9 protein-coding genes are annotated in these 12,383 nt (G+C 37.9%); 7 read left to right on the forward strand and 2 right to left on the reverse strand.

The features are described 5' to 3' along the window. Positions 1–26 precede the first annotated feature (26 nt). Positions 27–644, forward strand: a complete 618-nt coding sequence (locus tag Q0V26_RS10705; RefSeq protein WP_297481675.1) for an HAD family phosphatase — start codon at positions 27–29, stop codon at positions 642–644. A 225-nt stretch (positions 645–869) separates the two neighbouring features. Further along, positions 870–1,640: a class II glutamine amidotransferase gene (locus Q0V26_RS10710; RefSeq protein WP_297481677.1), complete on the forward strand. Its 771-nt coding sequence runs from the start codon at positions 870–872 to the stop codon at positions 1,638–1,640. 135 nt (positions 1,641–1,775) lie between these two features. Here the strand turns inward: Q0V26_RS10710 and Q0V26_RS10715 are convergent, their stop codons facing one another. After that, the gene (locus Q0V26_RS10715) at positions 1,776–3,245 is read right to left on the reverse strand and encodes a C69 family dipeptidase (RefSeq protein ID WP_297481678.1); all 1,470 of its coding nucleotides are present in this window, start codon (positions 3,243–3,245) and stop codon (positions 1,776–1,778) included. A 442-nt stretch (positions 3,246–3,687) separates the two neighbouring features. Between Q0V26_RS10715 and Q0V26_RS10720 the strand changes: the two genes are divergently transcribed. Further along, positions 3,688–5,211 carry a BCCT family transporter gene (locus Q0V26_RS10720; RefSeq protein WP_297481703.1) on the forward strand — a complete coding sequence of 508 codons (1,524 nt, stop codon included), beginning with the start codon at positions 3,688–3,690 and terminating at the stop codon, positions 5,209–5,211. 100 nt (positions 5,212–5,311) lie between these two features. Here Q0V26_RS10720 and Q0V26_RS10725 read toward each other — a convergent pair whose 3' ends face one another. Next, positions 5,312–6,772, reverse strand: coding sequence for an SDR family oxidoreductase (locus Q0V26_RS10725; RefSeq protein ID WP_297481679.1), 1,461 nt, complete (start codon positions 6,770–6,772; stop codon positions 5,312–5,314). Positions 6,773–7,324: 552 nt separating this feature from the next. Between Q0V26_RS10725 and Q0V26_RS10730 the strand changes: the two genes are divergently transcribed. Genes Q0V26_RS10730 through Q0V26_RS10745 form a run of 4 tightly spaced genes read left to right on the forward strand, consistent with a single transcriptional unit; the run spans position 7,325 to position 12,248 of the window. Then, positions 7,325–7,996 carry an ABC transporter ATP-binding protein gene (locus Q0V26_RS10730; protein WP_297481680.1) on the forward strand — a complete coding sequence of 224 codons (672 nt, stop codon included), beginning with the start codon at positions 7,325–7,327 and terminating at the stop codon, positions 7,994–7,996. After that, positions 7,977–10,436, forward strand: coding sequence for an FtsX-like permease family protein (locus tag Q0V26_RS10735; protein WP_297481681.1), 2,460 nt, complete (start codon positions 7,977–7,979; stop codon positions 10,434–10,436). The genes Q0V26_RS10730 and Q0V26_RS10735 overlap by 20 nt, the downstream gene beginning before the upstream one ends. Further along, positions 10,436–11,545, forward strand: a complete 1,110-nt coding sequence (locus Q0V26_RS10740; RefSeq protein ID WP_297481682.1) for a lipocalin-like domain-containing protein — start codon at positions 10,436–10,438, stop codon at positions 11,543–11,545. The genes Q0V26_RS10735 and Q0V26_RS10740 overlap by 1 nt, the downstream gene beginning before the upstream one ends. Before the next feature lie 13 nt (positions 11,546–11,558). Then, positions 11,559–12,248: a potassium channel family protein gene (locus Q0V26_RS10745; RefSeq protein ID WP_297481683.1), complete on the forward strand. Its 690-nt coding sequence runs from the start codon at positions 11,559–11,561 to the stop codon at positions 12,246–12,248. Positions 12,249–12,383: the final 135 nt, after the last annotated feature.

Genomic DNA, 12,383 nt, shown 5'->3' on the forward strand with positions numbered 1-12,383 from the left:
TGACTTATTTATAATATGGAAATATGATGAATCAACCCAAGATTAAAAATGTTATCTTTGATATCGGTAATGTTTTAGTGAGGTGGTCACCACTGGAAATAGTAAAACTTACTTTTGGTGAGCAAGTAGACACGACCGAGTATGCGAAACGTATTTTTTTCTCCGATTTGTGGCAACAATTAAATAAGGGTGAGCTAACAGAATCACAAGCTAAATTGGCATATCAGCAACAGTTAGCATTTTCATTTCAGCAAGTTGAAGCTCTATTTTATTATATTAAAGAAACTCAGATTCAAATATATGGTATGCAAGCGTTATTAAAAACAGTGAAAGATACTGGATATAATGTCTATGCATTAACAGATAATGTTATTGAAATTGTTGAAACTTTACAGCAGAGATATAATTTTTGGCCGTTATTTGATGGTGCCATTATTTCGGCTGAGGTGGGTTGTTTAAAGCCTAATCCAGATATTTATCATTGTTTACTTACTCGTTATCAACTTACGGCTAATGAGTGTGTATTTATCGATGATGTTTTAAAAAATATTGAAGGTGCACAACACGTTGGTTTGTATGGGATCCATTTTGAAAATGTAGATCAATGCCGTTTAGCGCTTAATGAACTTGGAGTGATGGTATAACATTCTGGTGATAAAAATAGCTATCAGCGACTTGTAAACAATGCCCATAACGCAGATATATAATGTTTAAGTTATAAATCAGTGAGTGCGTTATTTTGTTTTATTATAATGAATATATGTATTGAAATAAGTGGGTTGTGATAAACGAAGCATAGTGATTAGTAGTCGTACATGGTAAATTAAGAAACTTATTTAGTCTGTGTTGTTTTGAGTAAGGAATACATTATGTCCCGATGGTTAGCCTATCATGGTGACAGTATCTATTTAGATGAATTGATTTATCAGCCAGAACATTCATTAATTCAGCAAAGTGTCGAATCGAATAAAAAGCGCACTGTTCGTGTGAATGGCGATGGCTTTGGTTTAGGTTGGTATTCTCATCGTGCATTACCTGGCTATTATCATGATATTTTACCTGCATGGGGTGATGAGAATTTACGTTCGCTAGCACACCATATTAGTTCACATCGTTTTATGGCACATATTCGCCAGTCAACAGGCTCTCAAGTTTCACGTGTCAATTGTCATCCGTTTGTACTTGATAATTGGATGTTTTTGCATAATGGTCAAATTAGTGGTTTTGATCAGGTAAAATTCACGTTAGTACGTCAATTAACTGAAGAGTTATTCTTAAAGCGGGTTGGAACAACCGATAGCGAATTAATCTTTTTAATGATGATTAAAAATGGTTTAAGAATTGATCCCATTGCGGCGATTAATCAGACGTTATATGAAATTGAACAAGCAATGGAAGATAAGTCGATATCAGGGCCATTAAAAACGTCGCTTTGTATCTCTGATGGTGAGCAGTTTTGGGTGGTGCGTTATAGCTCTGATCATCAACCACCTCCTGTTTTTATTCAGTGCTCAACAAATAAAACGATTCTTGCTTCTGAGCCATTAGATCATTCAGGTTCATGGCAAAAAATTCCTCGCCAAACCATTACACATATTGTGAATCATCGTTGTACACAGTACGACTTAATTATTGATTAACCTGTGGTGTGTAATATTGAAAAGGCAGTCTTTAATAGGCTGCCTTTTTAATATCTGCGATAATTATAACCCACGATGTTCGCTGCTCTATTCTATTTTCTGTTTTTCGCGATTATAAATAATCAATAGCGTTAATTAAGCACCTTTGAATGGGTAAGTTGCATTGGTGTCTGATGTCATTTTGGTAATAATTCTATTTTGGAGATTACTTGCTGTTGCCATTGCTTGATGAGTAACAGTTAATTCAAAATTGTTTAATAGCGTTTGTGCTTTTTGAGGATCAGTTTTATAGATTGCTAAATAGTCTTTTTGCGTTTGTGCCATGAGTGCGGTTTGTTTCTTTTCAAATTCGGCATAAGCTTTTTTTACCATTGGTGCAAACTGATTATAGTCAGTCATCGCAAGGGTTTGTACTTTACGTAGCTGCCAATAGGCCGATGTATTATCAGCGATGGTGCCTACGCCTGTTTTGTAAATAGCCGGAATTTTTGCACCTTGATAAAATGCGATATAAGGGGTGAGATCGGTCATACCCCAGCCAATGTAAGCCACTTCGCCGATGGCCTGAGGTAATGCTGGGTTAATTTGAAGAATATGGGATTGATAGGTTCTAAATACTGAGATGGGACGATAAGTTTCTTTAGGATTAACGTTAGCATAAGGATCATGTGAAGTACCTTGATAATGATTTCGTAGTCCTTGTTTAACATCATCGACCGATAATTTATGCGCAGGCTCAGCAAAAACAGGGAAAGCCTGTGGATCGGCTAAGGTTGTTTTAATGCCGTTACTGTACATATGCTGTAAGGCGTGTACGCGTGGATAATTATAAAGACGATCGTTGTTGCTATCGATGGAATAGGCGCGATGAAAATTAAACTGACCATCTTGTTTGGGCTTGTATACACCTTGAGCAATAGCAAAACTGATCAGCGTTGAACTTGAAAGATATTTATCGGTGTTATCAGGATCAAATTGTTGTAATCGGCCTTGATTGGCAGAAACAAAATAATCGTTATTATCGAGTTTGGTTGCCATCCATTGGTGACCACTGCCTGTTTCTAAATACCAGATCCCCGTTTTATCAACAAAAGCGACTCCAAACCCTTCTGCAGCCCCTTGCTTTTCAATTATCTTACCTAATAGCTGTACGCCTTCTTTGGCTGATTTCGCTCGTGGTAAAATAACATTAACAATCGAATCTTCATTGATTCCTGTTTGTTCATTATAAGGATCAACGGCAAGAACAGTGGGGTTGTTATAAATAGTTTCCGTGGCTGACATTCCAATTCCAAGCTCATTAAAGCCTGCAGAACCAAAAGAAGTATCATGCGTTTTTGCTTTAGAGAAACTGCTATAAGCAAGACTGATTGCTGGTAAAGGGTAAGTAAACGCATTGCTGTTAGATTTGAACTTGCCTTGAGTATTCGTTTGATGAGGATGATTAAACCAGTGTGGATTAACTAATGGGCTATGGTCTGCATTTCTCGCAATAATATAACTGCCATCAGTCGTCGCTTGATTACCGATAAGAATTGTTGTGCAGGCTAAAATTGACGGGGAAACTGTTGCCGCGACCACAGCGTAAAGTAATGTGTATTTCATAAGATACCTCTCCATTGCCGTTAAAAAAGTACTTATTACTATAGAGTATAAAAATAGGGGTATTTGCGTGAAATATCACACTCATTACATCGTTTAAAAGTATTAATTGATAACTAAGTTTGCATCTATTAATTTGAAATTTGTTTGTTCAGTAACTATTTTATTTGCGTTGTACGAATGAGTTTAATGAGTATATTTGATGGTGTTGATTATTTTTATTTATCAATTAGTGGTTTTGTGTGACAAATTATAAGCTTCTGTTTTCAAATTACAATCCAATGAAATGATGTATTAAATTTCTTTTCCTTTGAAAATCATAGAGAAAATTTAACTAGCGTTACGGTTTAGATGCTGATAGTGTATTTTCCCTCACACACAGCGTGAGACATTTATGCGACGCAATACAAGTCAAATTAGTAATAACGCAACACCAAATATAGTTATGGGACTAAAAGGTTTAGACAATAAACTTGTTCCAGCTCTAACGATTGGGTTTATTACCTTATTCGTTCTTTCTGCTTTAATTGATATGCCAGCTTTTAGCTCAATGATTCAAACATCGTTCAGTTCTGCTGCAAACAACTTTGGTTCGAGTTGGCAGTGGTTGATGCTGGTTAACTTTTTTCTAGCAGTAATTGTAGCGATCAGTCCATTAGGTAAAAAAGTGATGGGCAGTGTTGCTAAACCAACCATTGGTACATTCCGTTGGTTAGCAATGATCATGTGTACGCTACTTGCTGGTGGCGGCGTTTTTTGGTCAGCTGCAGAACCTATTTATCACTTCATGACTCCGTCTCCATCATTTCCAGGTGTCGAAGCGGGTACACTAGCCGCTGTAACACCAGCATTAGATCAAGCCTTCTTGCACTGGGGCTTTCTTGCCTGGGCTGTATTAGGGACGCTTTCAACGATTGTTTTAATGTATGCCCATCATGAACATGGGATTAAACTTCGTCCACGTGCTTTATTATTTCCACTTTTTGGTCATCGTCTAGAGAATCATTGGGTTGGCAGTGTCATTGACGCATGTTCAATTATTGCTGTGGCGGCGGGTACTATTGGACCTATTGGATTTTTAGCCTCTCAGTTAGGTTATAGTCTTGAGTTATTAACGGGCTTAGAAAATAATACTCAATCTCAGCTTATTATTTTAGCTGTTGTTGTTGCTATTTATTCTGCTTCAGCTGCCTCAGGCATGGACAAAGGTTTACAGTGGTTATCACGTCTTAATGTTATTGGTGCGTTTGTACTGTTAGCGGCAATGTTAATCTTAGGGCCAACAACTTTCTTATTGAAAGAGTTTGGTTCTGCGTTTGGTAGCTACTTACAAAACATGGGTTCAATGAGCTTGACGACCGCAAAACCTGAATGGAATTTATGGTGGACATGGTTCTTCTGGGGTTGGTTCATTGGTTTTGCACCAATGATGGCGATCTTTATTGCCCGTATCTCTGAAGGCCGTAGTATTCGCAGTTTAATCTTATGTGTTGCTGTTGGTGCGCCGATTGCGACTAACTTTTGGTTCGCAGTGCTTGGTGGTACAGGTATTTCATTAGAACTAAATAACCCAGGAGTGATTTCAGGGCCATTGAATGATGGTGGTTTACCTGCAGTATTGTTAGCAACACTGTCTAATTTACCGCTGAGTTATATTCTATTACCTGCGTTTTTAGTACTAACTACAACCTTTGTCGTTACAACTGGTGACTCAATGGCATATTCGATTGCGATGGTCGTTTCGGGTGATAATGAACCTAGTAGTAAGCACCGCTTATTCTGGGCGATTACCATGGGTGTAGTGGCTGCGGTATTGTTATTAGCTGGTGATGGTGGTTTAAATGCACTGCAATCCTTTATTGTTATTACCGCGGTACCAGTATCCTTACTGATCGGGTTAACATTATTAAGTGGGCCTGTGGCTGCATTGAAAATGACATGTGCTTCTAAAACAGTAAAAGCTGCATAATGAACGAGATGTAATTTTTACACTCCCTTAGCGAAAAAAACCGAAAGTGTTATGCTTTCGGTTTTTTTATGTCTCTATTTTGATAATTAGATAAGCCGTATTATTTTGTTTCGATATTGCCTTGTTGTATTTTTGCTTTACAACGTTTAACTAAAGCATGGGTCATACCGCGGAAAATAAATAAATGCGCTGGCATCATCGCGAACCAATACAGTAATCCCATAAAGCCTTTTGGATGCCACCATGCGCGAATATCGATAGTACGATGGTCACCACAATCTTCAATAGTAAATTCTAATCGACCTAAACCAGGCGCTTTCATACCAAATAATAACGATAGGAAATGATTTTTTTCAAGGCTGATCACTTTCCATGAATCAATTTGATCGCCCAATTGTAATTGTTGAGGATCACGTCGATAACGCTTGAGGGCATTACCGCCAATCATGGCATCCATCCATTCTCGTATTCGCCATAATCCATTGGCATAAAAGTAGCCTTCTTCACCACCAACCAGTTGTACTTGGCGCCATAAGTCTTCACAACTGGCATCTGTTTTAAGCGTGTAACCGGCTTGTTTGGGAAAGTAGCCATAACCTGTCTGCCAGCGTAATAGGGCATCGGGATCAAATCCCCAAATCTCACTGTTAACAACGTCAGTATTCATCGCAAGAGCTTCTTGAATCGCTTCTTCATAACTAATTAAATGCTGAGGTATTCGACGTTGAAGTTCATGGCCATCAGCGGGAAGATCACAACTTAAACCGCCAATGAGCGCGCGAGCAATATTTGTTGGAACCGACGTAATAAAACGGAGCCAATACGTGGCCATTTTAGGACTTAACCATTTTAATGGGATAACACGGATTGTTTTACCATGAACTTTGCTTAATCGAACCATTTGATCTTTGTAAGTCATTTGTTCGGGGCCCGCGACATCTAAAATAAGATTTTTGTCTTGAGGACAATCAATAAGCTGAGTGAGATAATAGAGCAGGTTACGTAGGGCAATAGGAGAGTTACGTGAGGTAACCCAGCGCGGAGTTAACATTACAGGCAGGTGATACACAAAGTCTTGCATAACTTCAAATGCAGCAGATCCTGGGCCGATAATAATACCCGCCCGCAGTTCAGTGACACATTTACCACTGTCACGTAGAATATTTCCTGTCTCTTTACGTGCTATTAAATGTTTTGATTGGCTGGTGGGGGATTGTAAAGCACCAAGGTAAATAAGGTGTTTAACGTCACTGAGGGCAAGATATTGACTAAAATGTTTAGCACAATCGAGTTCAAATTCAATAAAATCATGACCATGATTCATGCCATGAACCAGGAAGTAAACGGTATCGATATTTTTAAATAGCTTAGTTAAATCTTGGTCAATATCTAAATCTAATTCAACTAACGTTAGATTATCGATATTTCCCCAACCACGTTTCTCTAATAGCTTGATGTTCCGTCCCGTTGCTGTTACATGGTGGCCTAGTTTTAACAAATTAGGTACAAGATGACTGCCAATATAACCAGAAGCGCCAACGACAAGAATATTTCTGCTCATTAAATAACCACTCTAAATTCCGTATTGCGATATAAATAGACAAAAAAATCTGTTATTAAATTTTTTAATATCATCTTTAAATATAATGGCTTTTTATTGATTAAAAGCAATAATAAACTACAAAAGATGATAGTTTTTGCCGGCTAATATGATTATTATCATCGGGATCACTATGGATTTTAATGCATATGGTTGTGATTATTCATTTAATAACAAAATAGAGATATAACTTAGCTAAATCGGATGAATATTTAAACAATTCGTATGGTTATTAATTAGTTTGTATCGTTTTTATATATGGTTATTAAATCCAAATTAGAAATATAAAAATGGTTTTTATGGTTTTTATGGTTTTTTTAAGTCGAGTGGTAGCTACTTGTTATTAAAGAATATTTTTCAAATAAAAAACGTGATAAATGGTAATGCTTATATAGCTAAGTTGTGTTGTGAGGAATAGTATAGGTAATATTGAATAACTATTTATTTTAATTATTCGATTGTTAACATAAATAGTAGTTAATTTGTAATGTAAGCAAACGTTGGTGATTGAACATGTTACGACTATCTGAACTCTGCAAAGGGTATCTAGACGGTACCGAGTTTCATTCTGTGCTTCAGGGCGCTAATTTATCTTTAAATTCGGGCGAACAATTAGCGCTAATGGGAGAAAGCGGCTCAGGAAAAAGTACATTATTGAATTTAATCGCTGGGCTTGATAAGCCTGAATCAGGTGAAATATGGTTTGGTGATACGGCAATACATGCAATTTCTGAACGTAAGCGAACTGCTTTCCGTCGTGAACATATTGGTCTTGTTTTTCAACAATATAATTTATTACCAACTTTAACTGTGGCTGATAATATTCGTTTCTGTCGACAGCTAAAAGGATTACCTGACGACGATAAGTTATGGTTAAAGCTAATTTCTGCATTGGATTTAATGTCATTATTATCACGTTATCCTGAAGAGATTTCAGGGGGACAACAGCAACGTGCGGCCATTGCACGTGCAATTTATATGGAACCGATATTATTATTAGCGGATGAACCAACAGGGAGTTTAGATGAACGTAATGCCGATGCTGTTATTCGGTTACTTATTACATTAACAAAACACCTTAATTGCACCTTATTAGTTGTTACCCATAGTGAGAAAGTTGCGGCGCATATGCAAGGCTGTATTCGCTTACAGGGAGGTCAGCTACATGTTACGTCCCGTAGCTAGTGCGCTTTGGGGACACTATCGTCGTCACCCATTACAAATTGTTTTAGTGTGGCTTGGATTAACACTGGGTATTGCATTATTAGTTGGTGTAATGGGTGTTAATCAACAAGCGAAAGAAAGCTATCGTAAAGGCGAACAACTTTTTTCTAATCCTTTTCCTTATCGTATACGTAATGCTCAAATTGGTATGAATGTACCGCAAGGTTTTTACATTCAGATGCGTCGAGCAGGGCTTAAAACGTGTGCACCATTAGTTGAACATCGCATAATTACAGAAAAACAACGTGATTTTCAACTGTTGGGGGTTGATCCTGTTGCGATTTTGGGCGCAGTAAAAAATAGCGTAATTGATGAAAGTAAAATTAATTTATTACAATTAATGCGACCACCATACCCTATTGTTTTAGGTGAGCACTTAGCTAATTATATCGGTCTTAAAAACGGAGATATGCTGACACTTAATTCTGGGCGTCAAATTGGTCCGATGAAAGTTGTTCATGATAGTCGCATGAATGATTCTCGTATGATTGCAGACATTGCTTTGTTACGTGAATTACAACCTAGTTCAGGTTTTAGTGCGGTTGTTTGCGGTGAAATGAGCAGTAAACAGTTAATGAAACTGACGCATATTTTACCTCCAGGGTTAACGCTTGAACGTCAGCATAATGCAAAATTAGAGCCATTAACCAATGCCTTTCATCTGAACTTGTTTGCGATGGGCATGCTGGCGTTTGTGGTCGGATTATTTATTTTCTATCAAGCAATGTCGCTTTCTCTAGCGCAACGACAACCGTTAGTTGGTATTTTGCGTCAATTAGGCGTTAACGGTACACAACTTGCTGGAGCGCTTGTTGGTGAACTGTGTTTGTGGGTATTTGTTGGGCTGGTTGGTGGTAATCTTATTGGATTGCTATTAGCTCAACAATTACTGCCATCTGTTGCGGCATCATTGAATGATTTATATAACGCCAATGTTGGTTTACAAGTGCACTGGAATTGGCAATGGGGTGCTGCAAGTTTAGCAATTGCGATTTTTGGCTGTGCATTTGCCTGTACATGGCCGGTTGTGCGTCTAATCAAATCACCACCCGCACGACTAGCGACACATTTGTCTTTAGTGCGTTTTAGTGGCCAAGAGTTTGCGTGGCAAGCGTTGTTTTCTTGTGTTTTTATTATCGGTGCGGTTGTTGTTTATAAGCTTTCTCATGGGCAGTTAACAGGTTTTGTTTTAATCGCCTTTATTCTTATAGCCTCCGGTTTAATGATGCCTTATTTACTGTGGCTGCTGTTCCATTTTCTCGGTAATGTCAGCAGTAAAGCGCGCATGCGGTGGTTTTTCTTTGATGCGGCTGCCAGCCTAAGTTATCGCGGTATAGCAGCAATGGCGTTTATGTTGGCGCTAGCTTCTAACATCGGTATGGAGACGATGGTTGGTAGTTTTCGTAATACAACGGAAAACTGGCTTGAACAGCGTTTAGCTGCGGATATTTATATTCGCCCATCAATGAATATGGCACCACGGATATCAAAATGGCTTCAACAACAACCGGAAGTAGATCAAGTATGGTTGAGCTGGCAAAAATCAACACGCTCAAACAATGGTACGATTCAGGTTATGAGTATCGGTCAAACATCGGGTGAGCAAAAAGCACTGTCAGTAAAAGTGGGCCTTAATAATTATTGGCAGCAATTGCATCATGATCGTGCGGTAATGGTCAGTGAGTCTATGGCGTTGAAACACCATTGGCAGCCTGGGGATATTATTAATCTTCCCGCTCCCATGAATCAGAAATGGCGAGTGGTGGGTATTTATTATGATTATGGTAATCCTTACGGACAAGTCTTAATCTCACAACAAAAATGGCAACGTTTTTGGCCGCATTCAGGACAAGTCGGATTAGCTATTCATTTGAAAAAGGGTGCAAAATCTGAATTGTTATTAGCAAAATTAGGTGAACAATTTCTGTTACAACCAGAACGTATACGTAACAATGCCGCGTTAATGAAACAAGCGATGACCGTCTTTGATCGTACGTTTATTGTGACATCGACGTTAGGTAATTTAACGTTATTTATTGCTATTTGTGGTTTGTTCTTTGCCACTATTGCTGGTGAAATTTCACGTCAGCGACAATTTGCATTATTACGCTGCATGGGAATGACTGGCATTGAATTATCGTTATTAGGTGGTGGGCAATTGTTGCTTATTGGTTTAATGACAGCATTGATATCATTACCATTAGGGCTACTTTTAGCGCAACTTTTGATTGATGTAGTGTTGAAATATTCCTTTGGTTGGACGATGCAAGTTCAATATTTTCCTTATGATTATTTTATGACATTAGGTACGGCTTTATTAGCACTGCTTGTTGCCGGAGCATGGCCAGTATGGCGTTTGGTTCATCGATCTGCGATTTTATCTTTGCGAGAGTCATTTTAATGAAAGTTTTAACTCAGCAATCTCGTTGGCATGTGTTTTCTTTATCTATAATATTAATGGGAATGATGCTGCTAAGTGGTTGTGATAAACAACCAACGAGAAGTAATTCAGTAAAGATATTAACGCAGTCTAAAGATTTTGTGTTTGAGCCAGTGATAAAAGGAGAGCCGATAACGTTTCCTCAAGATCATGGCGAACACCCTGAATATCTTGCCGAATGGTGGTATTTAACCGCGAATCTTAAAACAGAAACAGGAAAAGAAATTGCGGTGCAGTGGACGTTATTTCGTATGGCGACCAGTGATGAAGATTTGAGTGGTTGGAAAACGCCTCAGATGTATATGGCACATGCGGTAATAACAACAAAAAAGAAAATTTGGGCAACGGAAAGATTTGCGCGTGGTGGGATTGGACAAGCAGGGGTTAATCTTGAACCTTTTCGTGCATGGTTAGATAATTGGTCATGGCGTGCTGCGACCAGTGATCCTTTCCCAGGTCAACTTGCATTTTCAGATGATGACATGCTAGCGCGATTAAACATCAAGCAAAAAGGTGCCATTGTCTTACAGGGTGATAAAGGATATAGCAAAAAGCATCCATTATTGGATATTGCTTCCTATTATTACAGTGCTCCATTTTTAGAGCTTGATGGGACGATCATTCTGGATGGAAAACCATATAAAGTGAGTGGTCGTGGTTGGTTTGATCGTGAGTGGAGCAGTAGTATGCTCAGTGCCAAACAACAAGGTTGGGATTGGTTCGCGATTCACCTTAATGATGGCAGCGCTTTGTGGGTATCACAATTGCGTGAAGATGGTCAAAGACCCTATTTTATTGGTTCACGTTCATGGCCTGATGGTCGAGTGGTTAAATTAGATAATAACCAAATACGAATGAAACCTATGCATTTTTATAAAGTGAGTGGAATTTCATTTCCATTAAATTGGTTAATTGAAGTACCATCACAAGGGTTAAAACTCCAAACAAGTGTTGTACGGCAAGACCAGTGGTTACGTTTTATGTTTCCCTATTGGGAAGGCCCGATCAATGTGACAGGGTCACATGATGGGAAAGGGTTTATGGAACTTACTGGTTATGAAGATAAATAAGGAATATTGATAAATGTTGAGTAAAAAAGCCCAACGGATAAATAATCAAAATAATTTTTTCTACTTAACCTTAGCATTGGTCTTTTTATTGATTAGTGCATCATTAGACAAAGTGATTACATCTGGTTTTTTGCAATATATATTAGAAATTTTCACGTTTATCACTTTTGGAATTTGTTTACTGAGCTTACGTTTTGATAAGAATTGGTTCCGTTTTTTATCGTCATTAGTGGTTGCATGGCTGATTGCTGTGATCACTCGAACGGTATTAGGCATTGAAGAAATTGAAATTATCATGCTGTTATTGATGTTTATTTTCTTTTATGGCACTTTTCGTTCAATTATGCGTCAAATACTCTTTACCGGTTCAATTAATAGCAACAAAATCATTGGCTCAATGGCATTATTTTTATTGCTTGGTTTAATGTGGGCAATTGGGTATTTAATTCTTGTTCATTTCTTTCCGGGATCATTTCAAGGCCTCAATAAGGGAGCATGGAATAAGAATTTTGCTGATGCTGCTTACTTTAGTTTTGTTACCTTAACCACATTGGGATATGGCGATATTTTGCCAATAACGCCAATCGCTAAGGTCTTCGCCTACCTTGAAGCGATTATTGGCGTATTTTATATGGCGATAGTGGTATCAAGCTTAGTTAGCTCAAGCCGTGAGCAATATTTTATTGATCATTTCGATGACTAATCGGTAGCCAGAGACAGCGAATATTGAATTATAAATAAGAGAATAATCATTAAGGTTATTCTCTTTTTTCATTTAGTGCTATTTTGCTAATACTGATTAAATAGTGATATATAAAAATTAATATATGACTGGTTT

Origin of the sequence: uncultured Photobacterium sp. (assembly GCF_947039875.1) — a bacterium.
In the GTDB taxonomy this organism is placed as follows: domain Bacteria; phylum Pseudomonadota; class Gammaproteobacteria; order Enterobacterales; family Vibrionaceae; genus Photobacterium.

Excerpts from the sequence above, each read along its gene's own strand:
- Q0V26_RS10705 (WP_297481675.1), top strand. The coding sequence starts at position 27 with ATGAATCAACCCAAGATTAAAAATGTTATCTTTGATATCGGTAATGTT.
- Q0V26_RS10710 (WP_297481677.1), top strand. The coding sequence starts at position 870 with ATGTCCCGATGGTTAGCCTATCATGGTGACAGTATCTATTTAGATGAA.
- Q0V26_RS10715 (WP_297481678.1), bottom strand. The coding sequence starts at position 3,245 with ATGAAATACACATTACTTTACGCTGTGGTCGCGGCAACAGTTTCCCCG.
- Q0V26_RS10720 (WP_297481703.1), top strand. The coding sequence starts at position 3,688 with ATGGGACTAAAAGGTTTAGACAATAAACTTGTTCCAGCTCTAACGATT.
- Q0V26_RS10725 (WP_297481679.1), bottom strand. The coding sequence starts at position 6,772 with ATGAGCAGAAATATTCTTGTCGTTGGCGCTTCTGGTTATATTGGCAGT.
- Q0V26_RS10730 (WP_297481680.1), top strand. The coding sequence starts at position 7,325 with ATGTTACGACTATCTGAACTCTGCAAAGGGTATCTAGACGGTACCGAG.
- Q0V26_RS10735 (WP_297481681.1), top strand. The coding sequence starts at position 7,977 with ATGTTACGTCCCGTAGCTAGTGCGCTTTGGGGACACTATCGTCGTCAC.
- Q0V26_RS10740 (WP_297481682.1), top strand. The coding sequence starts at position 10,436 with ATGAAAGTTTTAACTCAGCAATCTCGTTGGCATGTGTTTTCTTTATCT.
- Q0V26_RS10745 (WP_297481683.1), top strand. The coding sequence starts at position 11,559 with ATGTTGAGTAAAAAAGCCCAACGGATAAATAATCAAAATAATTTTTTC.